Genomic DNA, 26,564 nt, shown 5'->3' with positions numbered 1-26,564 from the left:
CCCCGCTCCGCCGTGCCCGCGAACCGTGGAAGGCGGCCTGCATGGTCTCTCGCGTACGCGTCTGGCTCAACCGCACGTACGCGGAGAACGTGTTCTTCATGGATCAGCTGCGGAGAAATCCCGGCGACCGGGCCGTCGAGATCCATGCCACCCACGGCGACCCCGACTCCCCCGTCCTCGCCGCCGCCGACACCGCGGAGCTGGAGCCGGAGGGGCTGTCCCCGGCCGGGTACGTCGAATTCGCCCTGGACGTGTGCGCCCGGCGCGCGATCGACGTGTTCGTGCCGCGTCTGCACCAGGCGGCGATCGTGGCGCACCGCGCCGAGTTCGAGGCGGTCGGAACGGCGCTGCTGGCGCCGCCGCCGGAGGCCGTGGCCGTCTTCCACGACAAGGTGATCGCCTACGAGGCCGTCCAGGCGATCGGGGTGCCGGTGCCGCCGTGGTGGCGGGTGCGTTGCGCGGAGGAACTCGTCGCGGCCGTCGAGGAGTTGGAGGCAGGCGGGCACAAGGCGTGCTTCAAGCCGGCGTCCGGTGCGGGTGGGGTGGGTTTCCGGGTGATCACGCGGGCCCCGTTCTCGCTGCTGCACCTCGGTGGGTTCCCCACCCCCTACGTCCAGCTGGATCTGGTGCTGGAGGCGCTGCGGCAGGCCGATGAGCCGGTGGACTGGCTGGTGATGCCCCGGCTGGAGCAGCCGGAGGTGTCCGTCGACTGCCTCACCGGGCGCGACAACGTGGTCCGGATGGCGATCGGGCGGACGAAGAACGGGCGCCGGCGCGGGTTCACGCTGCACGAGCAGTTCGTGGAGCCGGCGCGGCGGATCGCCGAGGGGTTCGGGCTGCACCATCTCTCCAACATCCAGTTCCGGATGTTCGGCGAGCAGCCGGTGCTGATGGATGTCAACACCCGTCCGGCCGGGGGGTTGCACCAGCTGTCGCTGTGCGGGGTCAACGCCCCCTGGGCCGCCGTGCGGCTGGCGCTGGGCGACGACCCCGGGGAGATCGTGCCGCCGTTCCTCGGCCAGGACTACACGGTGGTGTCCGCTCCTCGGCAACTGCGGCCGGTCGCCGTGCCGGCGCAGCGGCGGGCGGAGGATGCGGCTCCGGTGCTGCCGGCGGTTCCGGCGCCCGCGCCGGTCGGGTCCGGGTCCCCGGCGCAGGCGCTGCCGCTCTAGGTTTGACGCCGGGTGCGGGTCGTGGGGGGCTGGGCGCGCGGTTCCCCGCGCCCCTGAGCGGCGCTGCGGCGGGGGCGGGACAGTCGCTCGGCTTCTTCAGGGGTGGTAGCCCCATTGGTGGGACAGGGTTTTCAGGCGGGGTGGGAGTTCTGTGGTGGGGTCGGCCGGGCGGGCGGGCTGGATGCGGCCCGACTTGATGGTGCTGCTCCAGTCGCCGAGCTGGGGGCGGAACCTGCCGTGGTCGCGGCTGCCGTAGTCGAGCATGCCGCTCTCCCACTCGACGCCGAGGTACTCGCACACGCCCCGCGTCGCCCGCTCCGGCTCCGCGGTGAGGTCCTCGTACGTCATCACATGGGCGTCGAGGTGCTGCCGCGCCTCCTCCAGCTTCTCGGCGTAGTCCAGGACCTCGGCGTGGATGGCCGCCAGGTCGGGCTCCTCGCGGCGGTCGAGCAGCGAGGCGACGATCGCGCCCGGGTGGCGGAGCAGCAGGATGTAGCGGGCGTTGGGCCAACATCGTTGCAGCCGGGGCCAGATGAGGGTGTTGGGCGGCGTCTTGTCCACGATGACGTCCTTGCCGCTACGGGTCAGTTCCAGGTGCAGCACGCGGTCCCACAGGACGTGCTCCAGCTCCTCCTTGTCGAGCTGGAGTTCCTGCATGGCCGCCGCGGTGAAGCTGCGGGTCAGCTGGACGTGGACGGTGCGCAGGTGCATCTCGTGCGGGGCGCGCACGCGGCTGTGGCTGTTGAGCAGGACCCGCAGCAGGGTCGAGCCGGAGCGCACCGAGGACAGCACGAAGACCGGCGAATTGACCAGCCGGGGAGCGGGCGGCGCGATGAACGCGGGCTTCGCCGTGCCCGCCCGGGGCGCCGGGATCGCGTTCAGGGCGCGGCGCGGTGGGCTCACGGCCTGGATCATCAGCCTCCCTCGACGCCTGAGTCCCTTGCCGATCGAAGACATACGCGGGTCTCGCACCGTGCCACCTCTCTGTGTCGCCGTGCCTCCGCATGTCACGGGTCGCAGGCGAACTCCAGGTGTCCAAGGGGAGAAGCGCCAGGGTCGCGGGCGGCATCGTCCCCCCGGTGACCTGGCGCTTCGCCGCTTCCTTAAAACTTCCTGGAAAGTGCTCTCCGCCTGCCCCGCGCACGGCGGTGCGTCAGAACCGGCCCGCCCCGCGGTACAGCCGCAGCTCTCCCTCCAGTTCGACGGCGAGGACCGTCGCGTGCGGGTCGAGGTCGGCGGCGGCGGGCGGCTCGATCCAGAGCACGCCGGGCGTCTCGTGCAGACCGCCGGTGACGTGGTGGGACAGCTCGGTCCCGGTGCCCAGCACCGTGATCCGGCGTACCCCGCCGAGCAGCCCGCGTACGTTGATCTCGGCGCGCGGGGCGTCGAAGAGGACGAGGTAGAGGGTGCGGCGGTCCGGGGCGAGGGTGCTCGGGCCGTAGTGGTGCCCGGCGGGCAGCCCGCGCACGGTCCCGTACACGGCCTCGGCGTGCCGGTGGATCCAGGCGCCGAGCCCTTCCAGCCGCTCGGCCTGCTCCCGGGGGATGGTGCCGTCCTCGCGGGGTCCCACGCTCAGCAGCAGGTTCCCACCGCCGCCGATCGTCTCGGTGAAGTAGCGGACCAGCTGGCCGACCGACTTGTGGTGGTGGTCGTGGTGCTGGTGCCCCCAGGAGTCGTTGATGGTCAGGCACAGCTCCCAGGGGCCCTCGGGTGGGACCACCGGGGCGCCCTGCTCGGGCGTGGCGTAGTCGCCCTCGCCGAGCATGCGGGCGTTGAGGACGACGTCGGGCACCTCGGAGCGGATCAGGGCGGCGAGTTCGGGGATCCGCCACTGCTCCTCGCTGCGCTCCCACTCCCCGTCGAACCACATCAGGTCGGGCCGGTAGCGGGAGGTGAGTTCGCGGACCTGGCCGTCGCGGTAGGCGAGGTAGCGTTCCCAGGCGGCCAGGTCCTCGCACTCGGCGGCCACCTCGGAGTAGCGGTTGTCCTCCAGCTCCGGCGGCCGGCCCGGTCTGCGGGTCGAGGCGTAGTCGGGGTGGCTCCAGTCCGAGTGCGAGTAGTACAGGCCGACCTTGAGGCCGCGCTCGCGCAGGGCGTCCGCGTACCCGGCCACCAGGTCGCGGCCCACGTTCAGCTCGCCGTGGGCGCTGTCCCACAGGGCGACGCCGTCGTGGTGACGGCTGGTCAGCACGGCGTACCTCGCGCCGGCTCGCGCGAAGAGCTCCGCCCATTCGCGCGGCTCGTAGCGGGCGGCCGTGAAGCGGTCCAGCTGGGACATGTACCGGTCGTAGGGCACGATGTCGTCGTAGAACGACCAGGACTCCTGGACGCCGTCGACGGCGTAGATCCCCCAGTGGACGAAGATTCCCAGCTTGGCGTCGGTGAACCACTGCTGCAGGGGCACGGGTCAGCCCCTTCGCAGGCGCAGCGTGAGGATCTGGAACGGCCGCAGCGTGACGGGGACGCCGCCGTCGCCGTCGATGTCGGCGTCGTGGAGCGGGCGCTCCAGCAGGTCGGTCACCTGGGCGCCGGTGAGGGGGAAGCCGGTGCGCAGGACGCCGTGGGCGCGGCCGCCGCGGCACTCGTAGAGCCGTACGACGACGTCGCCGGAGCGGTCGTCGGCGAGTTTCACGGCCTCGACGGTCACGCCTTCGCCGGTCACCGAGACGACGGGCGCGGGGGCGCCCGCCGAGTCCGCCACGCGCAGGGGGAGGTTGAGGGCGTAGCCCTCGGCGACCGCGTCCTCGATGCTCGCCCCGGGCAGCAGCGCGTAGGTGAAGCGGTGGCGGCCCTGGTCGGCCTGCGGGTCGGGCACGCGCGGGGCGCGGACCAGGCTGAGGGCGACGGTGGTGGTCGTGCCGCCGTCCTCGCGGACGGTGCGGGTGACGTCGTGGCCGTAGGTGGAGTCGTTCAGCACCGCCACGCCGTAGCCGGGTTCGGCGATGTGCACCCAGCGGTGGCCGGAGACCTCGAAGCGGGCCGACTCCCAGCTGGTGTTGGTGTGGGTGGGGCGCTGGACGTGGCCGAACTGGATCTCGGCGGACGAGTGGGCGGCGCGGACGTCCACCGGGAAGACGGCCTTGAGGATCTTCTCGGCCTCGTGCCAGTCGATCTCGGTCTCGATGTCGACACGCGGGCTGCCGGAGCGCAGCGTGATCGTCTGGGTGATCCGCGATCCCCGGCCGAAGGAGCGCTCGACCCTGAGGGCGCCGAGCAGCGGGTCCCGCTCGACGACGGTGACCGACTCGGCGTCCAGCAGTTCGGTGCTGCGGTTGCGGTAGTGCTTGTCGATGTCCCAGGCGTCCCAGTAGTTGGGCAGGTCCGTGTGCAGGCGCAGCAGGTTGCCCGGACCGGCGAGGACCTCGCGGCCGGCGCGGAGGTCGCGGACGGAGGCGAGCGTGCCGTCGTCGGCGAGTTCGACCCGGACGAGGCCGTTGTCGAGGGTGCGGTCGGTGACGGTGACCGGGTCGTGGGCCGGGGTGTCGCCGAGCGGCGCGCTGCCGCCGGCCGGCACCCGCACGGCACGCGGCCGGCCGTCGGCGCCGCGGACCACTTCGTCCCGGTCGAACGGGCTGGTGTTGAACGCCCGTTCCGCACCGCTGCCCAGGGCCACGAGCGACTCCCGGGTCAGCGTGCGGAGTTCGTCGGCGACGCGCGCGTACTCCGCCTCCGCCTCCCGGTGCACCCACGCGATCGACGAGCCGGGCAGGATGTCGTGGAACTGGTGGAGCAGGACCGTCTTCCAGAGCCGGTCGAGGCGCTCGTAGGGGTAGGCGTGGCCCGGCACGTGCAGGGCCGCCGTCGTCGCCCACAACTCCGCCTCACGCAGCAGGTGTTCGCTGCGGCGGTTGCCCTGCTTGGTGCGGGCCTGGGTGGTGTAGGTGGCGCGGTGCAGCTCCAGGTACAGCTCGCCGGCCCACACCGGGGCGTCCGGGTACTCCGCGCGGGCGGCGGCGAAGAAGGCGTCCGGGTGCTCGACGCGGACCTTCGCGGATCCCTCCAGGTCGGCCAGGCGCCGGGCCCGCTCCAGCATCTCCCGGGTGGGTCCGCCGCCGCCGTCGCCGTGCCCGAAGGGCGCCAGGGACGTCGTACCGCGGCCCTTGTCCTGGTAGTTGCGGACCGCGTGGGCCATCTCCTTGCCGGAGAACTCGACGTTGTAGGTGTCGACGGGCGGGAAGTGCGTGAAGATGCGGGTGCCGTCGATGCCCTCCCACCAGAAGGTGTGGTGCGGGAACTTGTTGGTCTGGTTCCAGGAGATCTTCTGGGTGAGGAACCAGTCGTTCCCGGCCAGCCGGGCGAGCTGCGGGTAGGCGGCGGTGTAGCCGAAGGAGTCCGGCAGCCACACGCCCTTGGTCTCGATGCCGAACTGCTCCATGAAGAAGCGCTTGCCGTGGATCAGCTGGCGTGCCATGGCCTCGCCGCCGGGCAGGTTGCCGTCGGCCTCCACCCACATGCCGCCGACCGGCGCCCAGCTGCCGTCGGCGACGGCCTTCTTGATGCGCTCCCAGACCTGCGGGTAGTTGTCGCGCACCCACTCGTACTGCTGGGCCTGCGAGCAGGCGAAGACGAACTCCTCGTACTCCTCGGCCAGCGCGGTGACGTTGGAGAAGGTGCGGGAGGTCTTGCGCTTGGTCTCACGGATCGGCCACAGCCACGCCGAGTCGATGTGCGCGTGGCCCACGGCGGAGAGGGTGTGCGCGCTGGCGTGCGCGGGCTTGGCGAGGACGGGGCGCAGCACGGAGCGGGCGTCGGCCGCCGTGCCCGCGACGTCGTCCAGGTCGAGGGCGTCCATCGCGCGGTCCAGCGCGTGCGCGATCTCGTGCCGGCGGGGGTCGTGCTCGCCCAGCTCCAGCATCAGTTCGCGCAGTACCTGCACGTCGAGATAGAGGTGCCAGACCTCCTCGTCGAGGATCGCGAGGTCGGCGCGGCGGAAGGTGTAGAGGGGCGCGTCCCCGGCGGTGAGGACGTCGCCGAGGGGGGTGGGGGCCGCGAAGTCGTTCGCGAGGATGTCGGGGTTGGAGGCCGCCTCGACGAGGTAGTCGATCTCCTCCCCGCCCACCGCCGGGTGCGCGATCGGCACGTACTGGTTCTGCGGGTTGACCGCCTTCAGCGGGGTGCCGTCCACGCGGTGGACCAGGGCCTCGGCCTGGTTGCCCGGCCAGTCGCCGACGAAGCCGAGGTCGATGACGGCCTCGACGCGCCGGCCCGCCCACTCGGCCGGCACCCGCCCGCGCATCCGGAACCAGGTGGTGCCCCACGGCGGGCCCCAGGGGGTGCCCATGGCGAAGGGCGCGTAGGGGGCCGCGGCGGCCTCCGTGAACGGCACCGGCTCGCCCGGCGCCTGCCAGGACTCGACCGTGAGCGGGACGGTGGCCGCGTAGATCGCGGGCCTGATGCGCTGGTGGTGGACGCGCTCGACGCGCTCCTCGATCCGGCGGCGTTCGTCGTGCATGGGACAACCCCTCCCGAGGGCTTTACTTGAGGTACGACAGGCCGGGGTGGACGGCCGTGTAGCCGTCGACGAGCCGGCGGGCCACGCCCACCGAGTCGACCAGCGGATGCAGCGCGAAGGCCTTCACGGCCGTGGAGCGGGAGCCGGAGCCGGCGGCCGACAGCACCTCGCGCTCGACCGCCTTGACCGCGCAGACCAGGCCGGTGGCGTGGTCCGGCAGCGGATCCACCGCCACCGGGTGCGCGCCGTTGGCGTCGACCAGGCACGGCACCTCGATCACGGCCTCGGTGTCGAGCACGGAGAGCGTGCCGCGGTTGCGGACGTTGAGGATCAGGGTCGTGCGCTCGTCCCGGGCGATGGCCCGCATGAGCGCGAGCGCCACCTTCTCGTAGCCGCCGGAGAGGTCGTCGGCGTCCCGCTCGCCCGCGCCCGCCGTCTCCCGGTTCTCCGCCATGTACGTGGCCTCGCGCTCGGCCCGGGTCGCGTCCCAGGCACGCAGCGCCGAGGTGCCGGTGTCGCGCGTCCGCTCGTAGAAGCGGGCCTGCTGGTCGCGCAGGAAGGCGCCGCGGGTGCGCTCGGCCTGCTGGTAGGCGTGGACGGCTTCCCGGTTGAAGTAGTAGTAGTGCAGGTACTCGTTGGGGATCGCGCCCAGCGAGCGCAGCCAGTCGGCGCCGAAGAGCTTGCCCTCCTCGAACGAGCCGAGCAGGCCGGGGTCGGCGAGCAGGCGCGGCAGTTCGTCGCGGCCGGCGACGCGCAGGCCACGCACCCAGCCGAGGTGGTTGAGGCCGACGTAGTCGATCCACGCCTCGGCCGGGTTCGTCACGCCGAGCACGCGGGCGATGCGGCGGCCGAGGCCGACGGGCGAGTCGCAGATGCCGATGACGCGGTCGCCGAGGTGGCGTGACATGGCCTCGGTGACCAGTCCGGCCGGATTGGTGAAGTTGATGACCCAGGCGTCGGGGGCGAGGCGGGCGACGCGCCGGGCGATGTCGACCGCCACCGGGACGGTGCGCAGGCCGTAGGCGATGCCCCCGGCACCGACCGTCTCCTGGCCGAGGACGCCCTCGGCGAGCGCCACGCGCTCGTCGTGGGCGCGGCCTTCCAGACCGCCGACGCGGATCGCGGAGAACACGAAGTCGGCGCCGCGCAGGGCCTCGTCGAGATCGGTGGTCGCGGTGACCTCGGGCGCGTCGGGCACCCCGGCGGCCTGTTCGGCAAGGACGCGGGTGACCGCGTGCAGCCGGTCCGCGTCGAGGTCGTGCAGCACGACGTGCGTGACCCGGCCCTCGGCGTGGTCGCCGAGGAGCGCCCCGTACACGAGTGGCACCCGGAATCCGCCGCCGCCCAGAATCGTCAGCCTCACGCCTGCACCTCTCCTGCCACGACCACGTCGACCCCGGCCTCCTCCAGGGAGGCCCCGGTCGGCGCGTTCACCGGCGCGTTCGTCACCACTACGTCCAGGTCCTCGGGACCGCACACCTTCGCCATGCCCGTGCCCGGGAACTTCGCCGCGTCGGCGAGCAGCACGACCCGGTCACCGGCCTTGATCATGGCGCGTTTGACCGGCACCTCGACGACGGTCGTGTCCATCACCTGCCCCCCGGGCCGCACCCCGCTGGTGCCGAGGAAGAGCCAGTCGGCGTGCAGCTGGCGCAGGTTGTCCTCGGTCAGGAAGCCGACCAGGGAGCGGTACTCGCGGCGGAGCATGCCGCCGAGCAGCACCAGTTCGATCCCCTCGTCGTCGGCGAGTTCCTCGTAGACCACCAGATTGCTGGTGATCACGGTGAGCCGGCGGCCGTGCAGCTGCCGGGCCAGCCGGTAGGCGGTGGTGCCGATGTCGAGCAGCACCGACTGACCGTCCTCGACCATGGCGGCCGCGCGTGCGGCTATGGCGTCCTTCGCGGGCACCCGCACCTCGGCGACCTCGGCGAAGGGCTGGTCGCCCTCCTCGGCCACGGCGCCGCCGTGCACCCGCGTGAGCAGGCCGTCCTCCTCCAGCTTCACGAGGTCACGGCGGACGGTGGCGGGGCTCACCCCCAGTTGCTGCGAGAGATCGGTCACGGCCGCGGGCCCGCCGGACCGCAGGGCCCGCAGGATGAGTTGGTGTCGTCGTTCTGCCAGCACGGGATGCACAGTACTCGTCATCTTCAATCATCGCCATGCTCATTTCTGCTCGGGTATTGACCAATCTCGCCGAGGGGCGCACGATTCCGGTCACCGAATTGAAGAGTTTTGACGAGAGGACGTTTCCGTGGACGACGATCGGCCCGATGTGCTGCTGACCGGGCTGCTCTTCTACGACCTCGTCCTCACGGGTCTGGGCAGGCCCCCCACACCGGGCGAGGAGATCTGGACGGCCGGCATGGGCTGCGGCCCGGGCGGGATCGCCAACCTGGCGGTGGCCGCCGCCCGGTTCGGCCTGCGCACCTCGCTGGCCACGGTGTTCGGCGACGACTTCTACGCCGCCTACTGCCGCGAGGTCCTCGCCGGCCAGGAGGGTGTCGACCTGTCCCCCTCCCGCACCGCCGAGGGCTGGCACACCCCGGTCACCGTCTCCCTGGCCACCGGTCACGACCGGGCCCTGGTCACCCACGGCCAGGCGCCCCCGTACTCGCAGGACGCGTTGATGGGCGACCCGCCCGCGGCGCGCACCGCGCTCGTCCATCTGGAGGCGGAGCCGCGCGCATGGCTCGCGAAGGCGGCCGCGAACGGCACCCGGATCTACGCCGACGTCGGCTGGGACCCCACCCGGGAGTGGTCACGCGACCTGCTCGGCCAGCTCGCCCTGTGCCACGCCTTCCTGCCCAACGAGGCCGAGGCGATGGCCTACACCCGCACCGGCAGCGCCACGGCCGCCCTCGCGCGGCTCGGCGAACTGGTGCCGGTCGCGGTCGTCACCCGCGGCGGCGACGGCGCGCTGGCCGTGGACCAGAGCACGGGCGAGTACGCGGACGTGCCCGCCCTCGACCTCGACGTCCTGGACGCCACCGGCGCCGGGGACGTCTTCGGCGCGAGCTTCGTGGCGGCCTCCCTCGGCGGCTGGCCGCTGGAGGAGCGGCTCCGGTTCGCGGTCCTGGCCGCCGGTCTGTCCGTGCGCCACCACGGGGGCGCGCTGGCCGCGCCCGGCTGGTACGGCGTCGACCGGTGGTGGCGCTCGCTGACCGATCCCGCGCTGCGGCGGGCGTACGGGTTCCTGGCGGACCGGCTGCCGGCGGATCCCGGGCCACCGGTCGCGTACGCCCCCGTCACCCCGCCCGCACCGCGGCACTGACCCCCCTCCCCCATCCCCCCACATGCCCGTCCCATGCGAAGTCCAGAACAGATCCGAAAGGCGGTGGGAGCAGTGCGGCTCTCACGAAGAGGCCTGCTCCGCGCGGGGCTGGCCGGTACGGCCGCCACGGCGCTCGGCGGCCTGGCGTCCGGCTGCGCCGTCCCGGCCGGCTCGACCGGCAGGAACATGGTCATGTGGTACTGGAGCGGCGGTCTGAGCGACACCGTCGTCAAGGAGGCCAAGGCCCGTTACGACAACGTCGTCAGCCTCAAGGCCCAGCAGATCGGCGGCTACTACCGGTCCAAGCTGATCACCACCATGGCCGGCCGCGCCCACGTGCCCGACATCGCGGGGCTCAGGGGCGAGGACATGGCGTCGTACCTGCCGAACGCCGACCAGTTCGTGGACCTGCGCACGCTCGGCGCGGAGCAGCTCAAGAGCCGCTACCTGGAATGGAAGTGGCAGCAGGGGGTCGCTCCGGACGGCAGCCTGATCGGGTTCCCGATCGACGTGGGCCCGGTGGTGCATTACTACCAGCCCGCCGTCTACGACAAGGCAGGGCTGCCGTCCGAGCCCGAGGACGTCTCACGGGAGATGGACACCTGGGAGAAGTTCTTCGCGGCCGGCGAGCGGCTGAAGAAGCGGATCCCGGGGACGTACATCCTGACCGACGTCGGCAGCGTCTTCGAGATGTCCATCGGCCAGGGGACCACGCGGTTCGTCGACCGCGACCGTGTCTTCATCGGCGACGGCGAGCACGTCCGCACCTGCTGGGACCGGGCCGTGGAGGCCAGGCGCCGCGGGATCGTCTCCGACATCGTCACGGGCACTCCGGACTCGATCTCGGCGACCGAGAAGGGGCAGCTGCCCAGCCAGCTCAACGCCTCCTGGGCGGCCGGCGACCTCAAGCTCCAGTACCCGAAGACCGAGGGCCGATGGCGGGTGGCCGACTGCCCGGGCGGCCCCTCCAACGTCGGCGGCTCGTTCCTCGCGATCACCAAGGCGTGCCGGGAACCCGAGCGGGCCTTCGAGATCATCACCTGGATGCTCGGCGCGGAGAACCAGGCCCAGGGCTTCGTCGAGGCCGGCCTCTTCCCCTCCACCCCGGCCTCGTACGGGATGGCGAAGCTGCGCGAGCCCGACCCGTTCTTCGGCGACCAGATCACGATGGACGTCTTCGGCCCGGCCGCGGAGAAGATCCCGGTCGCCTTCAACAGCCCCTACGACATCGCGCTCGGACAGCCGATCCGGGACGAGATCAAGAACGTCGGTGTCCTCGGCAAGGACCCCCGCACAGCCTGGAGGGACGCCATGAGCACATGCCGGCGGATCGCGGACCACCTGGGGGTGGACTACTGATGGCGACGCTCCCCGCGATCGACAGGCCCCCGGCCCCCGCGGCGCACCCGCCCGCCGCGCGGCCCCGCACCGGTCTGCGCAAGTACTGGCACCTCTACGCCGCGATCTCCCCCTTCTACCTCCTCTTCCTCGCCTTCGGGCTGGTCCCCGTCGGCTTCTCGCTCTTCCTCTCCTTCCACCGCTGGGACGGACTGGGCTCGATGGAGTGGGCGGGGCTGGCGCAGTACCAGTACCTGCTGAGCGACAGCGACTTCTGGCAGTCGATCGGGAACACGCTCGTCATCTGGGCGCTGGCCACCTTCCCGATGCTCTTCCTCGCCATGGTGACGGCCGTGATGCTCAACTCGGCGGTGCGCCTCAAGAACGTCTACCGGTTCGCCTTCTTCCTGCCGAACGTCACGTCGATCGTCGCGGTCGCGATCATCTTCGGCTCCGTCTTCTCCACCAACTTCGGCCTGATGAACGCCCTGTTGCAGGCCGTCGGCCTGGACCAGGTGGCCTGGCTGAACACGCCGTGGGGGATCAAGGTCGCCATCGCCACGCTGATGACCTGGCAGTGGACCGGCTACAACGCGATCATCTTCCTCGCCGGGCTCCAGACCATCCCGAGCGACCTGTACGAGGCGGCCCGGATCGACGGCGCCGGACCCGTGCAGACCTTCTTCCGGATCACGCTGCCGCTGATGCGGCCGGTGCTGCTGTTCGTGCTGGTCGTCTCGACCGTCACCGGACTCCAGAGCTTCGCCGAACCGCAGGTGCTGCTGCAGACGACGGCGAACGAGTCGACGTTCTCCGGCGGCCCCGACCACGCCGGACGGACCATGGTCCTCTACTTCTTCCAGCAGACCTTCGACAACAACGACTTCGGCTACGGCGCCGCCGTGGCGTGGGGCATCTTCCTCGTCGTCGTGCTCTTCTCGATCATCAACTGGCGGCTGGTGCAGCGCCGGGGCGAAGACTAGGGAGGCCCCCTCACCATGGCATCCACCATCAAGGGCTCCCGGAGCCGGGGCATCGCGCTGCACGCGGTGCTGGTCTGCGGGCTGCTGCTGTCGGCCTTCCCCTTCTACTGGGCCGTGATCATGTCGACCCGCACGTCGACCGAGATCTTCTCCTACCCACCCAAGCTGCTGCCCGGCTCGCACTTCGGCGAGAACGTCCGCCACCTCTTCGACAACATCGACTTCATCGGCTCGATGCTCAACTCGCTGCTGGTCGCCGTCTCGGTGACCGTGCTGGTGCTGTTCTTCGACTCGCTGGCGGCCTTCGTCTTCGCGAAGTTCCACTTCCCCGGCCGGGGCGTGCTGTTCGGGCTGCTGATGTTCATCTTCATGGTGCCGGCGCAGCTCGCGGCCATCCCGCAGTTCGTGATCATGGCGAAGATCGGCTGGATCGGCTCCATGACCGCGCTGATCGTCCCGGCGGCGGCCAACGCGTTCGGCATCTTCTGGATGCGCCAGTACATGAAGGGCGCGATCCCCGACGAACTGCTGGACGCGTCGAGGCTGGACGGCGCCGGGTTCCTGCGCCAGTACTGGCACGTGGCGCTGCCGGTGGTGCGGCCGGGCCTCGCCTTCCTCGGCATCTTCACGTTCATGGCGCAGTGGAACGACTACGCCTGGCCCCTGATCGCCCTGACCAACCCGGACAACGTCACCCTGCAGGTCGCCCTCTCCCAGCTCAACGGCAACCACGGCACCACCGACTACGGCATGGTGATGACCGGCGCCCTGCTCGCCCTGATACCGCTGCTGATCGTCTTCGCCGTGGGCGCCCGGCAGATCATCGGTGACCTCGCCAAGGGGGCCGTTCGCGGATGACCGCGCCGTTCTCCTGGCTCCGCCCCTGGGAGGCACCCGAGGTGACCTCCTGGGGGCGGCTGCCGATGTGTGCCGTCGACCGGCGTCACGGCTCCGTCCCGCTGGACGGCGAGTGGCGCTTCCAGTTGCTGCCGGCGCCGGACGCGCCGGTGGGCGACGCGTGGGGCTCGGCGTACGTCCCTGGCGCCTGGACCCTCCAGGGCACGGACGATCTGCCGCAGTACACCAATGTGCGGATGCCGTTCCCGCAGTTCCCGCCGCACGCGCCCGCCGCCAACCCCACCGGGGTGTACGAGCGTGCCGTCGAGGTGCCGGGCGAGTGGGCCGGGCGGCGGATCGTGCTCCAGGTGGGGGCCGCCGAGAGCGTGCTGCTGGTGGAGGTGGACGGGCGGCCGGTGGGGATCTCCAAGGATTCGCACCTGGCCGCGGAGTTCGACCTCACGGACGTCGTGCGCCCCGGCGCGTCCGCCGTGGTCCGGCTGACCGTCGTCAAATGGTCGGACGCCTCGCACATCGAGGACCAGGACCAGTGGTGGCACGGCGGGATCACCCGGCCGGTGCTGCTGTACGCCACCGACCCGCTGTACCTGGCGGACGTGACCGTGCGGGCGCGGCGCGACGGCGACCTGCGGGTGGACTGCCAGGTGCGGCACGCGGGCGGCGCGCTGCCCGCGGGGTGGTACCTCGGCGGGGAGCTGGACGGCCGGCCGCTGACGCAGGACGCGGAGTTCGACCGGGCCAACGCCGAGGACGAGCGGGTCTCCGACTTCCTCGGCGAGGCGCGCCTGCGGGCCACGGTGCCCGACGTGCGCACCTGGACCGCCGAGACACCCGAGCTGTACGGCCTGACCGTCCGGCTGCACCGCGCCGACGGGACGGTCGCCGACTCCTCGTACCACCGCGTCGGTTTCCGTGACGTCGAGATCGTCGGCCGGGACCTGCTGGTCAACGGGGAGCGGGTGTTCGTCCGGGGCGTGAACCGGCACGACTTCCATCCCCTGACCGGCCGCACGGTGTCCTACGAGGACATGCGCGCGGACCTCGTCCTGCTGAAGCGCTTCGGCTTCAACGCGGTGCGCACCGCCCACTACCCCAACGACCCCGCCCTCTACGACCTGGCCGACGAGCTGGGCTTCTACGTCGTCGACGAGGCGAACGTCGAGTCGCACGACCACGCCCACGAGATCGCCGACGACCCGCGCTACCTGAACGCCTTCGTCGACCGCGTCTCACGGATGGTCCTGCGCGACAAGAACCACCCCTCGGTCATCATCTGGTCGCTGGGCAACGAGTCCGACTACGGGGCGGGCCACGACGCGGCGGCCGGGTGGGTGCGGCGGCACGACCCGACGCGGCCGGTGCAGTACGAGGGCGCCGCCAAGCTCGACTGGGCGGATCCCGGCGTGGCCTCCGACATCGCCTGCCCGATGTACGCGCCGATCGAGGAGTGCGTCGCCCACGCGCTGTCCGGGCGGCAGACCAAGCCGCTCATCCAGTGCGAGTACTCGCACGCCATGGGCAACAGCAACGGCACCCTGGCCGACCACTGGGCCGCCATCGAGGCCACCCCGGGTCTTCAGGGCGGCTTCATCTGGGAGTTCTGGGACCACGGCATCCTCCAGAACGTGAGCGACGGAAGACCGGCCGGGCGCGCTGGCGCCGGGCTCTACGAGCGTGGGGTCGCCGCGCCCGGCCACCGCTGGGCGTACGGCGGCGACTTCGGCGAGGTGCCGCACGACGGCGCCTTCATCGCGGACGGCGTGGTCTTTCCCGACCGGACGCCCAAGCCGGTGCTGTACGAGCACCGGGAGATCGCGGCACCGGTGCGGCTGGAGTGCCTCCGGCACGAGGGGCTGGTGATCCGCAACCACCAGCACTTCCGTGGTCTGGACTGGCTGGCCGCCGAATGGCGGATGTCGCTCGCGGACGGCCGGACGCTGAGCGCGCCGGCCGAGCTGCCCGAGCTGCGGCCCGGCGAGACGGCCGCGGTGCCGTTGCCGTTCGAGCTGCCGAAGGACGCGGACGAGGCGTGGCTGACGCTGCGGGTGACGACCGCGCGGGACGAGCCATGGGCGCCGCGCGGCACCGTCGTGTGCCTGCCCCAGGTACGGCTCCGGGCCGCCTCCGTGCGGCAAAGCCTCCCGGTGGCCGACCGGAGCGTCGAGGTCGACGGGGAGGGGCTGCTGGTCCACCCGCTGCTGATCGCGGCCCCCACGCTGTCGCTGTGGCGGGCGCCGACCGACAACGACGAGCTGGGTGGCATGGCCGACCGCTGGCGGGAGTGGGGGCTCACCTCGCCCGCCCGCAGGCTGGTCGCCGTGCGCCGGGCGGGCGGGAGCGTCGGGGTGCTCGCCGAGTACGCCTGCGAGGGCGGGGTCGTGCGGCACGAGCAGGTGTTCACGGCCGTGGAGGGCGGGATCCGCGTCGAGGAGTCGGCCGAGCTGCCTCCGACGCTGGACGACGTGGCCCGGGTCGGGTCGGTGTTCGAGACGGTGGCCGGGCTGAACCTGCTGGAGTGGTTCGGGCAGGGGCCCTGGGAGTCGTACCCGGACCGCAGCGCGGGCGCGCCGGTGGGCCATCACGCGCTTCCCGTGGACGAGTTGTTCACCCCCTACCTGCGACCGCAGGAGAGCGGTGGCCGGCACGGCGTACGGCAGTTCAGGCTGTCGGCACCGGACGCCACCGGGCTCGCGGTGGAGCTGGGTCGGCCCAGCCAGATCTCCGTCAACCGGTACCGTGCCGCCGACCTCGCCGCGGCCGCCCACCACGACGAACTCGTCCCGCGGGAGGGCTGCGTCGTGCACATCGACGCCGCCCACCGGGGCCTGGGCACCGCCTCGTGCGGGCCCGACACCACCCCGGAGTACCTCGTCCCGACGGGCACCCACCGCTGGGGCTGGACGCTGCGCGTGCTCTGAGCCGCGCGCGTCCTGCCCCTCGGGGGGGGAGGGAGGCGGGGAGAGCAGCCGACTCACCGCCCGCGTCACCGTCCACACCGCCGTTCACCTCGCCGCCTCCGTCTTTGCCCACATCGCCGTTCACCTCGCCGCCCACGGAGCAGACATGTGTACTTCGCATGACCCGCAGCAGGGGGAATCCCCGCAGGCCGACGCCGGCAGACGCAACTTCCTGCGGGCCACCGCACTGATCGGCGCCGCAGCGACCGCCGGGGTCGCGCTGCCCGCCGGCTCCGCCGAGGCGGCCGGGCAGGCACGGTGGCGGCCGGATCCGCACAGCCGGCGGTTCACCTTCGTCGTGATGCCGGACACGCAGTACCTGTTCGACGGGCCCAGCATCGATCCCGAGCCGATCGAGGCCTCCCTGCGCTACCTGCTGGAGCAGGGCCGTGAGGAGAACATCGTCTTCCTCTCCCACCTGGGCGACCTCACGGAGAACGGCACCACGGCCGAGGTCGAGGCCGCGAGCCGCGCCTTCGCGCTCCTCGACCGGCACGGCGTCGGCTACAGCGTGCCGGCCGGCAACCACGACGTCCGGTCCTCCACCGACGACCAGCGCGGCCCGACCCCGTTCCTGGACGCCTTCGGGCCGGATCGCCACCAGGGCAAGGACACCTTCGGCGGGGCCTCGCCCGACGGCTACAACACCTTCCACGTCTTCGAGGCGGCCGGGCGGGAGTGGCTCGTGCTCGCCCTGGACTGGCGGCTGTCGGCCAAGGGGTTCGCCTGGGCGAAGGAGGTCATCGCCCGGCACCCGAAGGCACCCGTCATCCTCACCACGCACGAACTGGTGTCCGGCGACGACACGCTCTCCGCGTACGGGCAGACGCTCTGGGACCGGTTGATCGCGGAACACGACCAGATCTTCCTCACCCTCAACGGCCACTACTGGCCGGCCGCCCGCGCGGTGCGCGAGAACGCCGCCGGCAACGACGTCCACCTGCACCTGACGAACTACCAGAACCGGTACTACGGCGGCGCGGCGATGATCCGCCTCTACCGCTTCGACCTCGACCGGAACACCATCGACGTCGAGACGGTCTCCCCGTGGATCCTGGGCCGGGCCGCCAAGGGGCTCAACGCGCTGGAGCGTCAGGAGAGCGAACTGACCGGACCACGCGACCGGTTCTCCGTGGAGATCGACTTCGAGCGGCGGTTCGCGGGCTTCGCCCCGGTCCCCGCCCGGCCCGCGCGGCCCGCCGCCGCGATGCTGGTACCGGGCACGGTCGCGTACTGGCGCTTCGACGGCCACGCGGAGGGCGCGCCGGTCACCGGCACCGTCCGCGACCTGTCCGGGCGGGGCAACGACCTCACCGTCGTCCGGGTGGGCGACGGCGCCCTCACCTGGTCGGCCGGCCACCACCCGGACCAGCCGGGACACGGCAGCCTGCGCTTCCACGGCGACAAGTCGCCGCTGCGCGGCGCGTACCTGCGCACGGTGGACGGCGCGCCGCTCAACGCGGCGACCTTCCCGCGCGGTTACACAGTCGAGGCCTTCTACCAGGTCCCGGACACCTGGAGCGGGTCCCGCAACGCCTGGGGCGGGCTGGTGAGCCGGACCGGCACGGGCGGCGCCGCGGGCAGGACCGAGGGCGACCCCGACGAGCCGCTCGCCACGCTGTCGCTCTCCGACGGGCCCGGCCCGCAGTGGGCGGTGCGGCCGCTCGACCAGCAGGGCATCGTGACCAACTGGGGCCACGAGACGGTCCGGGAGACCTGGTGGCACGTGGCCGTCGTCAACGACGGGCGGCACACCACGATGTACGTCGAGGGCTGCCCCGTCGTGCGCAACCCCACCGCCCGCTGCGTCGGGCTGACCTCGCTCGGGCTGCCCTGGCTGCTCGGCGGCTACGAGTACGGGGGCCGCATCGACCAGATCCACCACGGATGGCTCGGCGACGTCCGGATCGTCGACCGCGCCCTGCCCGTCACGCAGTTCATGAACCACTGAGCCCCCCGCCGACCCTTCGAGGAACGTCATGACCGAGCAGCAGCTGCCCGAGTGGGCCGACCCCACCGTCCCGCCCGCCGACCTCGACCCGCAGGGCGTGTCCCGGCGCCAGCTCCTCGCCACCGCGGGCCTGTTCGGCACGACGTTCGCCCTGGGGAACGCCTCCCCGGCGGCCGCCGGGGGGCGCCCGCCGGGCGGCAGCGACCCGCGCCTGGCGTATCTCGTGGGCGATCACCACGTCCACTCCGTCTACAGCCACGACGCGAAGTACACCTTCTCGCAGCTGGCCGAGGCGGGCGCCAGGTACGGCCTGGACTGGATGGTGTTCACCGAGCACTCCAACGTCGGGCACGCGGACCTCGGCGCCGCGCTGGAGCACGAGGAGATCCGCAGGGCCCGTGCGGAGAACCCGCGCCGGCTGATCTTCCAGGGCCTGGAGTGGTACATCCCGGCCGCCGAGCACTGCACGGTCGTCACGACGCCCGGCCCCCACGAGGTGGACCTGCTCACCCGCTTCGAGCGCGCCTTCGACGGCAAGCTGCTCGGATGGACCGAGGGCGCGCCGGGCCACGCGGACACGGCGCGCAACGAGGCGCAGGCGGTCAAGGCCATCCGGTGGCTGGCCGAGCAGCGCCGCACCGGCTACGTCGACGACGTGCTGGTGCTCGCCAACCACCCGATGCGGCTCGGCATCGACTCCCCGCACGAGATACGCGCGTGGCGGGACGCGGCGCCCGAAGTCATGATCGGCATGGAGGGCGCGCCCGGTGCCCAGGGTGCCGCGATCCCCGGCTGGCGCGGGGCGAACTCGATCCGCGGCGAGTACGAGAACAAGCCGTCCGCCCAGTCCTGGCCCGGCTACCCGGCCGACGCCTACCTCACCTACGGCGGCTTCGACTGGGCGACGGCCACGGTCGGCGGCCTGTGGGACGCCCTGCTCTCCGAGGGCAAGCCGTTCTCGGTCACCACCAATTCCGACGCCCACCGGATCGTCTTCGACACCTGGAGGAACGGCGACTGGCAGCCCGGCCGGACCTTCGACAACACCGGCCGGCTGCCCGACCCGGTGAACACCACCACTCCGCAGCCCGGCAGCGACTTCTGGCCCGGCCAGTTCAGCCGCACCCACGTCGGCGTCACCCGGTACGGCTACCGGGCGGTGATGGCGGGCCTGCGCGCCGGCCGGGTCTGGCTGGACCACGGGCATCTGCTGGACGGCCTGGAGGTGCGGCTGCGCCGGGACCGCGACCAGTCCCGGGGCGTGACGCTGGGCGGCCGGCTGCGGGTCCGCAAGGGCGAACGGCTCACTCTGTACGTCACGGTGACCACCGCCTCCCGCCACAACCCCGCGGGCATCCTGCCCCGGTTGGCGCACGTCGACGTCATCCGGGGCGCGGTTCGCGGCCCGGCCGACGACCGGGACGGCTGGCGGGCGCCCGACACCCGGGTCGTGGACTCCCGCGTCGTGGACGGCCGCAAGGGCACGTACACCCTGCGCATCCCGCTGACCGCCGGGGACGAGTCGTTCTACGTCCGGCTCCGCGGCAGCGACGGCAGGCGGAACGGCGCCGGGTACCTCGGCGCGTCCGTCGACCCGCACGGCCCGATCACCCACACGCCGGGCGACGGCGACCCCTGGGCGGACACGTGGTTCTACTCGAACCCCGTCTTCGTCGACGTGACCGGCGCCTGACCGGACGTCACCCACGAGCGGGAACCCTCCGTCGCGCCCGCCACGCCGGGCGCGACACACCGCGCCGAGACACCGGCACTGCGGAACACCGGCGCTGCGGAACTCCGAGGCACCGGCACTGCGGAACTCCGAACGGCGAGACACCGCGACACCGAGGCGGCGGGAAACCGAGGCACCCAGGGGGCAGGGCTCCTCGACGCCGATTCACCGCGACACCGCGACACCGCGACACCGCGACACCGCGACGCCGCGACACCGCGACGCCATGTAACCGAGGCGCCCTGGCACCGGGGCGCCAAGTCGGCAGCACACCGAGGCGGCGGGACGCCGAGGCCGAGATGCCGAGCATGTCCGCCTTCAGCACTTGAACTCCCACGCCGCTCCACGACTTTCTCGGCTGCACCTCTTGACGGCCGCAGTGCCCGGGAGCACATTGTCCGCGCACCCCTTGTCTGAGAGCGCTCTCAAACACCCCCCACGGGTGCTCTCGGACAGGGTTCGCGCGTATACCCACTCCCGTACCGAGAGGCACCCCATGAGTGAAACCTCCGGCACCCCCCGCAGACGCGGGCCCTACCGGCGGGCCCTGCTCGCCGTCCTGAGCACGCTGGGGCTCGCCGCGCTCGCCGCCACCACCGTGACGCCGAGCGCGACCGCCGCCGCCCCACCGCCCCCGTCGGGCTGGACGCAGGTCTTCGTCGACGACTTCGACGGGGCCGCCGGCTCCGGCGTCAACACCGCCAACTGGCAGTACGCGACCGGGAAGGGCTACCCGGGCGGCCCCGCCAACTGGGGCACCGGCGAGATCGAGACGATGACGTCCAGCACCAGCAACGTCGCCCTCGACGGCAGCGGCAACCTCCGCATCACCCCGCGCCGCGACTCCGCGGGCAACTGGACGTCGGGCCGCATCGAGACCAACCGCACCGACTTCCAGCCCCCGGCCGGCGGCGTCCTGCGCGTCGAGTCGCGCATCCAGATGCCCAACGTCACCGGCGCCGCCGCCCGCGGCTACTGGCCCGCCTTCTGGATGCTGGGCGCGCCCTTCCGCGGCAACTACTGGAACTGGCCCGGCGTCGGCGAACTGGACATCCTGGAGAACGTCCAGGGCCTCAACAACGTCTGGGCGACGATGCACTGCGGCACCTCACCCGGCGGCCCCTGCAACGAGACGACCGGCATCGGCGGTTCGACCCCCTGCCCCGGCAGCACCTGCCAGTCCGGCTTCCACACGTACCGCATGGAGTGGGACCGCTCCGGCAGCGTCGAGGAGATCCGGTTCTACGTCGACAGCACGCACTTCCACACCGTGCGGGAGAACCAGGTCGACGCGACGACCTGGACCAACGCCACGGACCACGGCTTCTTCATCATCCTCAACGTGGCGATGGGCGGCGGCTTCGTGGACGCCTTCGGCGGCGGCCCGGACGCGGCCACGGTGCCGGGTCACCCGATGGTCGTCGACTACGTCCAGGTGCTGTCGTCCGGTGGGAGCGGTACCACGCCGCCGCCGACCGGTAACCGGGACGCCTACAGCACCCTCCAGGCCGAGTCCCACGACGGGCAGTCCGGGACGATGACCGAGGGGACCTCCGACACGGGCGGCGGCCAGAACATCGGCGCGCTGGCGAACGGTGACTGGGCGCTGTACCGGGGCGTCGACTTCGGCTCCTCACCGGCCAGGCAGTTCAGCGCGCGGGTCGCGAGCGGCGCGGGGGCGGGCGTGAGCGGGCTGGTCGAGGTACGCCTGGACAGCCGTACCGGAGCACCCGTCGGAAGCTTCGCGGTCGGCAACACCGGCGGCTGGCAGTCCTGGCGCACGATTCCCGCCAACATCTCGGCGGTGACGGGCACCCATGACGTCTACCTGACCTTCACGAGCGGCCAGCCGGCCGACTTCGTGAACGTCAACTGGTTCACCTTCGGCCGCTGACCGGCCGGCAGCGGGGCCGGAGCATGCGTGCTCCGGCCCCTCACCCCGCCTCAGGGGCAGTCGGGCAGCACCTCGTTGAGTCGTTTGAAGCCCTGTTCCCAGAGTCGCTCCAGTTCCGGGAAGTGCTCCTGGGCCAGCGTTCCCTCCGCGCCCGGCACCAGGGGAAGCCGGCTGAGGACGGCCTTGGTGACGATGTTGGTGGCGTCCCATGTCCTGACCACCCCCAGACCGAAGTACTCGGACAGCTCGCCGTCGAACTGGGGGTAGATCTCCTCGAAGACGTTGGCCTCCTCGCCGGACTTGTGGCTGACGATGGTGAGACGCTCGTGCCGCACGAAGGCCTCCACCAGGTACTTGTGGGTGCGGCCGCTGTCCGTCGGCACGTCGATCTCCACCGCCAGCGAGCCGACATGGGCACTCAGGTCGAACGGGTACTTCTCGTAGCGCCACACGTACTGGCCTCGCAGCTTTGTCAGGTAGTAGTGGTGCCACAGCTCCCTCGCCGGGGCCAGCCGCGCGTTGTCCGACCTCAACGTGCTGGTGAGCGACTCCTCCAGGACGTCCGTGATGTGCTGGAGGGTCTCACGGTCCGAAGCCCTGGCGACCATGATGCTGATCACGGCACCGACGATGCCGCCGCCCACAGCCGTGAGCACACCGGAGATCTCCTGGTTGGCCAGCGAGATGCGCCCGTCGTCGCCCACCGCCGCGGCGGCGAAGGCGACACCGAATCCGGTCGTGACCACTCCCAGTGCCAGGATGAGCCAGCTCCTCGCCTGACCGCCGGCCCAGCTTCCGTCCCGTCTCGCACCACCGTTCGTGGACATGGCCTCGTCTCCCCCCGTGGCACCCCGGTCCCGCCGTCAGCCCATCTCGAAACTCATGAAGACGCGGTCGCGTCCGCGCCCGTAGTAGTTCTTCCGGTAGGCGCCCTCGCGGAAGCCGTACTTCAGATAGAGGCGCCGCGCGGGGTCGTTGTTCGGTCGCACCACGAGGTGCAGCCGGCGCGCTCCGACGTCCTTGGCGTGCTGCACGGCGGCGTCCAGCAACGCCCGTCCACAGCCCTGGTTCCGGAAGGACGGAAGGACGCCGAGAGCCAGCAGCCAGGCATGCTCCTCGCCCGACGCGCGCACGGCCAGGGAATACCCGCAGAACACACCGTCCCGCTCCATCAACTGGAAATCACGGCGGTGGGCGTCGAACAGTTGCCTGAGAAAGAAGTAGGGGTACCCCTCGTCCTCTCCGAATGCCTCGTGATCGAGCCGATAGAGGTCGGGAAGATCCACTTCTTCGGGTGGGCGGAACCGATCTTGCCCGCTGGTTGAGATACCTGAGGGCAAACGCCTGATCCTTCTCACGAGAGTCCCGTACAGATCCTCGTAAAGTAGCATCATTGCACAGGAGTTGGTAGTACTCTCGACCTTCCAGGCCGGCTCGCTCCGGGGAGACGCATGGCAAAGAACGCTGCGTACGACTGGGATGCATTCGATTCGGAGGCCTACCTGGAGAAGAATTACGCCGACCTCCATGACGAGGACCGGCAGATCCTGAACGTCGTCCGCGACTTCCTGTGCAGCCAGTCCTTCGACCCGGAGACCCGCGGCGTCGATGTCGGCACCGGAACGAATCTGTACCCGGCGCTCGCCATGCTTCCCTTCTGCCGGCACATCAGCCTGCTGGAGTTCTCCACGGCGAACCGCACCTGGCTGCTGAACCAGTTGAGGCGGTACTCGACGAACTGGGACAGCTTCTGGCAGGTGTTGACCGAGAAAGAGGAGTACCGGGCGGTCGACCGGCCGCGTGAGCGCTTGGGCCGGAATGCAACCGTCCGGAAATGGGACATCCTTGATCCCGAACCCGAACTGAAGTGGGACCTGGGGACCATGTTCTTCGTCGCCGAGTCGATCACCACGTTCCGCAAGGAATTCACGGCTGCCATCGCGAAGTTCTGTGCCCTGCTCAAACCGGGCGCACCGTTCGCCATGACGTTCATGGAGAACTCCAGTGGCTACGAAGTGGGTGGGCGCCCCTTTCCGGCCCTGCGGATCGACATGACCGACGTGCAGAACGAGTTGGCGGAGTTGGGGAACGAGCTGGAGTTCCATCGCGTCGAGGTCGGAGCCAAGCCCATCAGAGAGGGCTACAGCGGCATGATCCTCGTTCATGGTCATATCAAATAGCGCTGCCGGGAGGCCGTTCACGCATGATGATCCAGCCTCGCGGGAGGTTGCTCGACGTCTGGAGTTCGCTGCTGAGGTGTTCCCTCGACGATCACGGATGGAACAACCCCGGACGCGACGGCAGCAATGCGATCAGTGACGCGGAACAGTTGGTCTGTCTCCTGTACCCGGCGTTCAAGATCCCAGGGCTGGAGTTCTCCGCGCCTGACGCGACGGAGCCGGACGTCCAGGAAGCCCTCTCGCCACTGGGCGACTGGACCGGGGCGCCCAGGGCCTTGGCCAGGATCGTCGAAGGCTATCTGGCCACCTACTCCACGGCGGACGGAGTCCCGGTGTTCCCGGCGGGCGACCGGCTGCGGGCGCAGGACGAGGGGTCCGTGCCGTCGCTCGAACAGGCCGGCCTGGAGACCGTCGAGGCCTACTCGATGTCGGTCACCTTGTCGCTCTCCGGTCTCGCCTTCGTCCGGAGCTTCGCCAAGCACGTCCGTGGCGCGGAACTCGGCACCGCGCTGCGGGCGACCGAGGAGACGCTGGACCGGAGGCTGACGCGTGCCATGCACGGGCTCCTGGAGAGCTTCGCCGTCGACGTCTTCCGTGAGGACTCCGCCATGGGCGACACCCTGCTGCGGACACTCAACCAGAGCCGGGAGTCACCCGCCGTCCTCGCGGACCGGCTGCGCGCCGTACTGCGGCCGGTGCGGGCGGGCTTGCGTGGTCTGCCGCTCAGTGCTTCCAGCGCTCGGCTCCTCGCGGACGAGTCGCTGCTCTTCCAGTGCGGCTGGGCCTGGGGGCCGGTGCGGTCCGCCGAGGACGACCGTCCGCCGCGAGCGGCGGATCCGGTGCCGTCCCTGCACTTCACCGTGGTCGCGATGGACGGGATCGTGGACTTCTTCTCCCGGCAGACGCTGCTGCTGGGTCTTCTGGGCCCCGAACAGCAGGCGCTCGCCCACGCACTGCGTCTGCGCTGGGAACTGACGCAGAGTTACTGGTCCGCTCTGGCCCGGTTCGGCGGCGCGCGTTGGCCGCTGGAGGACATGCCGTGGCGCACCGCGCGGACCGAGGAGTCCGAGTACGCCACGCTTCAGGTGGCATCCATCGTGGTGCACAACCTCATGCGTCAGCACGGCGTGGACGGCGTGGCACCTGTCGACGACCTGACACCGCTGGCAGACGTCCTGGAGGAGCTGGCGGCACGCGGCGGCATCACCCGGCGGCCGTCGGCGCGCGGGGGCGTGGTGGAAATCCACGAACCGGGCGAGACACTCCCTCTCCCGGGCAGCGAGCGCCATGGGCCGGCCCTGACCTGGCGGGTGTCGGACTACGCGCCGATGCTCCTCAAACGGATGCTCCAGGCCGCCGCGCTCACCCAGGATCTGCGACAGCGCGACCGGCTGCTGTCACTGGCCGGCGAGATCACCGACCATCTGTGGCGCAGGCGCCTGACCGGTGGACCGGCGGCCGGGCTGTGGGACGCGCCGGGCGCCGTGTACGCGCTGTCCCGGCCGGCCCCGGCAGCCCCCTCGTGGCACCTGACGGAGCGGGTCGTGGAGGTCCTGGTCGTCGCGGCCACGACGGTCAGCTCCCCGCCCGCGCGCAGCGCGCAGCTCTTCGAGATCGCGGGCGAGCTGCTGCGCGAGGCCGACCACTTGTTCGCCCAGGAGCTGATGAGCCGGCCCGTCGCCGGCAGCGCGGCCGAGACCGTGCTCATCCGTATCGAAGCCACCCTGCGACGCGCTCGCGACGTCGTCGACTCGCGTCCCGGTGTCGCGGTCGCACTCGCCGGCGAGGCGCTCCGGGAGCTCGACGGCCTCGCGCTCGCGAGGGCCAGGGCAGCGAGAGAGGGGTGACGAGATGATCGTCTTCGCGACGTCGGACAAGGGCGGCACGGGCCGCTCGGTCACCTGCGCCAACATCGCCTACCGGCGCGCCCTCGGCGGGGACGACGTCGCCTATGTCGACTTCGACTTCGGATCGCCCACGGCCGCGACCGTGTTCGAGCTGGGTTCGGCCGTGCACGGCGTCACCCACCGCGGCGTGCACTCCTGCCTGCTCGGCCGGACCACGGAACCGGCCCGGCTGGACGTCTGGCTGTCGTCCGAGAGCGACGCGCTGCGCCGGACACTGGCGAGCGCGGGAAGGCTGTGCCTCGTTCCGGGCGACCCCGGCGGCGGCGAGTTCCCGGCCGACGAGGCCGTCACACGGCGCTGCGCGGCACTGCTGCTGGCCATGGAGCAGGAGTTCGACGTGACCATCGTCGATCTGAGTGCGGGTCGCTCGTACGCCATCGACATCGCGCTGCGGACCACCGCACTCCCGGAGTTCGAGAACGTCGTCACGCGATGGCTGGTCTTCCACCGCTGGACTCGCCAGCACCTCGAGGCTACGGCTGCCCTGGTCGGGCATGAGCGCGGGATCCTCGGCGTCGGCGTCCACTGGGGCCACGACGCCGACGAACTGGGCCGCAGGATCAGATACGTACGCGCGGCCGTACCGGGAACCGGCGCCTCGTCCGTGGCCGGGCTGAGGGCCGAGCAGGCGGAGTGGCTGAGGGAGGTGGACGCGGACCTCACCCGCCGTTCGGGGCGGCTCGGGCTGGGCCGCACCTCGACCCTGGGCACCGTGCCGCTCGATCCGGTGCTGCAGTGGAAGGAACAGATCATCACCGACGAGGACGTCCTGAAGCCTGCCATCGCCAACGCCGAGACGGTCACGGCGTTCCGTGACCTCGCCGACGCCCTCACGGACGACGAGCGGTGGGAGATCCTGTGAACGGGGG

Annotated in this window: 19 protein-coding genes; 12 read left to right on the top strand and 7 right to left on the bottom strand. The window is 71.5% G+C overall.

Going from position 1 to position 26,564, the window contains the following annotated elements; all coding sequences use genetic code 11:
- Positions 1–41: 41 nt before the first annotated feature.
- Positions 42–1,172, top strand: coding sequence for an ATP-grasp domain-containing protein (locus tag ACIP2X_RS01865; protein WP_401666173.1), 1,131 nt, complete (start codon positions 42–44; stop codon positions 1,170–1,172).
- 96 nt (positions 1,173–1,268) lie between these two features.
- Here ACIP2X_RS01865 and ACIP2X_RS01860 read toward each other — a convergent pair whose 3' ends face one another.
- The 5 genes from ACIP2X_RS01860 to ACIP2X_RS01840 all read right to left on the bottom strand — a co-directional run bounded on the left by ACIP2X_RS01860 (position 1,269) and on the right by ACIP2X_RS01840 (position 8,748).
- Entirely contained in the window at positions 1,269–2,129 is an 861-nt protein-coding gene (locus ACIP2X_RS01860) for a sulfotransferase family protein (RefSeq protein ID WP_401666171.1), read from the bottom strand.
- Positions 2,130–2,325: 196 nt separating this feature from the next.
- Positions 2,326–3,576 (bottom strand): alpha-L-fucosidase, encoded by a 1,251-nt coding sequence (locus tag ACIP2X_RS01855; protein WP_401666169.1) that lies wholly within the window; start codon positions 3,574–3,576, stop codon positions 2,326–2,328.
- A 3-nt stretch (positions 3,577–3,579) separates the two neighbouring features.
- Complete coding sequence (locus ACIP2X_RS01850; protein WP_401666166.1) at positions 3,580–6,624, bottom strand: alpha-mannosidase; 3,045 nt, start codon at positions 6,622–6,624, stop codon at positions 3,580–3,582.
- Positions 6,625–6,646: 22 nt separating this feature from the next.
- The gene (locus ACIP2X_RS01845) at positions 6,647–7,987 is read right to left on the bottom strand and encodes a 6-phospho-beta-glucosidase (RefSeq protein ID WP_401666164.1); all 1,341 of its coding nucleotides are present in this window, start codon (positions 7,985–7,987) and stop codon (positions 6,647–6,649) included.
- A complete protein-coding gene (locus ACIP2X_RS01840; RefSeq protein WP_401666161.1) occupies positions 7,984–8,748 on the bottom strand; it encodes a DeoR/GlpR family DNA-binding transcription regulator in 765 nt (254 codons plus the stop codon). The genes ACIP2X_RS01845 and ACIP2X_RS01840 overlap by 4 nt, the downstream gene beginning before the upstream one ends.
- 127 nt (positions 8,749–8,875) lie before the next feature.
- Between ACIP2X_RS01840 and ACIP2X_RS01835 the strand changes: the two genes are divergently transcribed.
- The 8 genes from ACIP2X_RS01835 (at position 8,876) to ACIP2X_RS01800 (ending at position 21,608) form a co-directional block, all read left to right on the top strand.
- The gene (locus tag ACIP2X_RS01835) at positions 8,876–9,895 is read left to right on the top strand and encodes a carbohydrate kinase family protein (protein ID WP_401666159.1); all 1,020 of its coding nucleotides are present in this window, start codon (positions 8,876–8,878) and stop codon (positions 9,893–9,895) included.
- Between the two features lie 72 nt (positions 9,896–9,967).
- Positions 9,968–11,254, top strand: coding sequence for an extracellular solute-binding protein (locus ACIP2X_RS01830; protein ID WP_401666156.1), 1,287 nt, complete (start codon positions 9,968–9,970; stop codon positions 11,252–11,254).
- A complete protein-coding gene (locus ACIP2X_RS01825) occupies positions 11,254–12,216 on the top strand; it encodes a carbohydrate ABC transporter permease (protein WP_401666153.1) in 963 nt (320 codons plus the stop codon). The genes ACIP2X_RS01830 and ACIP2X_RS01825 overlap by 1 nt, the downstream gene beginning before the upstream one ends.
- 15 nt (positions 12,217–12,231) lie before the next feature.
- Complete coding sequence (locus ACIP2X_RS01820; protein ID WP_401666151.1) at positions 12,232–13,074, top strand: carbohydrate ABC transporter permease; 843 nt, start codon at positions 12,232–12,234, stop codon at positions 13,072–13,074.
- Complete coding sequence (locus ACIP2X_RS01815; protein WP_401666149.1) at positions 13,071–15,992, top strand: glycoside hydrolase family 2 TIM barrel-domain containing protein; 2,922 nt, start codon at positions 13,071–13,073, stop codon at positions 15,990–15,992. The genes ACIP2X_RS01820 and ACIP2X_RS01815 overlap by 4 nt, the downstream gene beginning before the upstream one ends.
- 145 nt (positions 15,993–16,137) lie before the next feature.
- Positions 16,138–17,982 carry a LamG-like jellyroll fold domain-containing protein gene (locus tag ACIP2X_RS01810; RefSeq protein WP_401666146.1) on the top strand — a complete coding sequence of 615 codons (1,845 nt, stop codon included), beginning with the start codon at positions 16,138–16,140 and terminating at the stop codon, positions 17,980–17,982.
- A gap of 28 nt (positions 17,983–18,010) precedes the next feature.
- Positions 18,011–19,675, top strand: a complete 1,665-nt coding sequence (locus ACIP2X_RS01805) for a PHP domain-containing protein (RefSeq protein WP_401666143.1) — start codon at positions 18,011–18,013, stop codon at positions 19,673–19,675.
- 535 nt (positions 19,676–20,210) lie between these two features.
- Complete coding sequence (locus tag ACIP2X_RS01800; RefSeq protein WP_401666141.1) at positions 20,211–21,608, top strand: glycoside hydrolase family 16 protein; 1,398 nt, start codon at positions 20,211–20,213, stop codon at positions 21,606–21,608.
- Positions 21,609–21,658: 50 nt separating this feature from the next.
- Here ACIP2X_RS01800 and ACIP2X_RS01795 read toward each other — a convergent pair whose 3' ends face one another.
- Complete coding sequence (locus ACIP2X_RS01795) at positions 21,659–22,435, bottom strand: hypothetical protein (protein ID WP_401666138.1); 777 nt, start codon at positions 22,433–22,435, stop codon at positions 21,659–21,661.
- A gap of 36 nt (positions 22,436–22,471) precedes the next feature.
- Positions 22,472–22,999 carry a GNAT family N-acetyltransferase gene (locus ACIP2X_RS01790; protein WP_401666135.1) on the bottom strand — a complete coding sequence of 176 codons (528 nt, stop codon included), beginning with the start codon at positions 22,997–22,999 and terminating at the stop codon, positions 22,472–22,474.
- A 60-nt stretch (positions 23,000–23,059) separates the two neighbouring features.
- Here ACIP2X_RS01790 and ACIP2X_RS01785 point away from each other — a divergent pair, with 60 nt between their 5' ends.
- From ACIP2X_RS01785 to ACIP2X_RS01775, 3 genes are read left to right on the top strand one after another with little or no spacing between them, the layout of a single operon-like run.
- Complete coding sequence (locus ACIP2X_RS01785; RefSeq protein ID WP_401666133.1) at positions 23,060–23,788, top strand: SCO2525 family SAM-dependent methyltransferase; 729 nt, start codon at positions 23,060–23,062, stop codon at positions 23,786–23,788.
- 23 nt (positions 23,789–23,811) lie between these two features.
- The gene (locus ACIP2X_RS01780; protein WP_401666131.1) at positions 23,812–25,635 is read left to right on the top strand and encodes an SCO2524 family protein; all 1,824 of its coding nucleotides are present in this window, start codon (positions 23,812–23,814) and stop codon (positions 25,633–25,635) included.
- A 4-nt stretch (positions 25,636–25,639) separates the two neighbouring features.
- Positions 25,640–26,557 carry an SCO2523 family variant P-loop protein gene (locus ACIP2X_RS01775; RefSeq protein WP_401666129.1) on the top strand — a complete coding sequence of 306 codons (918 nt, stop codon included), beginning with the start codon at positions 25,640–25,642 and terminating at the stop codon, positions 26,555–26,557.
- The last annotated feature ends 7 nt before the right edge of the window (positions 26,558–26,564 follow it).

It is taken from the genome of Streptomyces sp. NPDC089424, assembly GCF_044749345.1.
Taxonomy (GTDB): Bacteria; Actinomycetota; Actinomycetes; order Streptomycetales; family Streptomycetaceae; genus Streptomyces.
The sequence above is the reverse complement of the archived record's forward strand: the minus strand, read 5'-3'. Positions and strand labels throughout refer to the sequence as shown.

Excerpts from the sequence above, each read along its gene's own strand:
- ACIP2X_RS01865 (WP_401666173.1), top strand. The coding sequence starts at position 42 with ATGGTCTCTCGCGTACGCGTCTGGCTCAACCGCACGTACGCGGAGAAC.
- ACIP2X_RS01860 (WP_401666171.1), bottom strand. The coding sequence starts at position 2,129 with ATGTCTTCGATCGGCAAGGGACTCAGGCGTCGAGGGAGGCTGATGATC.
- ACIP2X_RS01850 (WP_401666166.1), bottom strand. The coding sequence starts at position 6,624 with ATGCACGACGAACGCCGCCGGATCGAGGAGCGCGTCGAGCGCGTCCAC.
- ACIP2X_RS01825 (WP_401666153.1), top strand. The coding sequence starts at position 11,254 with ATGGCGACGCTCCCCGCGATCGACAGGCCCCCGGCCCCCGCGGCGCAC.
- ACIP2X_RS01820 (WP_401666151.1), top strand. The coding sequence starts at position 12,232 with ATGGCATCCACCATCAAGGGCTCCCGGAGCCGGGGCATCGCGCTGCAC.
- ACIP2X_RS01815 (WP_401666149.1), top strand. The coding sequence starts at position 13,071 with ATGACCGCGCCGTTCTCCTGGCTCCGCCCCTGGGAGGCACCCGAGGTG.
- ACIP2X_RS01810 (WP_401666146.1), top strand. The coding sequence starts at position 16,138 with ATGTGTACTTCGCATGACCCGCAGCAGGGGGAATCCCCGCAGGCCGAC.
- ACIP2X_RS01805 (WP_401666143.1), top strand. The coding sequence starts at position 18,011 with ATGACCGAGCAGCAGCTGCCCGAGTGGGCCGACCCCACCGTCCCGCCC.
- ACIP2X_RS01800 (WP_401666141.1), top strand. The coding sequence starts at position 20,211 with ATGAGTGAAACCTCCGGCACCCCCCGCAGACGCGGGCCCTACCGGCGG.
- ACIP2X_RS01795 (WP_401666138.1), bottom strand. The coding sequence starts at position 22,435 with ATGTCCACGAACGGTGGTGCGAGACGGGACGGAAGCTGGGCCGGCGGT.
- ACIP2X_RS01790 (WP_401666135.1), bottom strand. The coding sequence starts at position 22,999 with ATGCTACTTTACGAGGATCTGTACGGGACTCTCGTGAGAAGGATCAGG.
- ACIP2X_RS01785 (WP_401666133.1), top strand. The coding sequence starts at position 23,060 with ATGGCAAAGAACGCTGCGTACGACTGGGATGCATTCGATTCGGAGGCC.
- ACIP2X_RS01780 (WP_401666131.1), top strand. The coding sequence starts at position 23,812 with ATGATGATCCAGCCTCGCGGGAGGTTGCTCGACGTCTGGAGTTCGCTG.
- ACIP2X_RS01775 (WP_401666129.1), top strand. The coding sequence starts at position 25,640 with ATGATCGTCTTCGCGACGTCGGACAAGGGCGGCACGGGCCGCTCGGTC.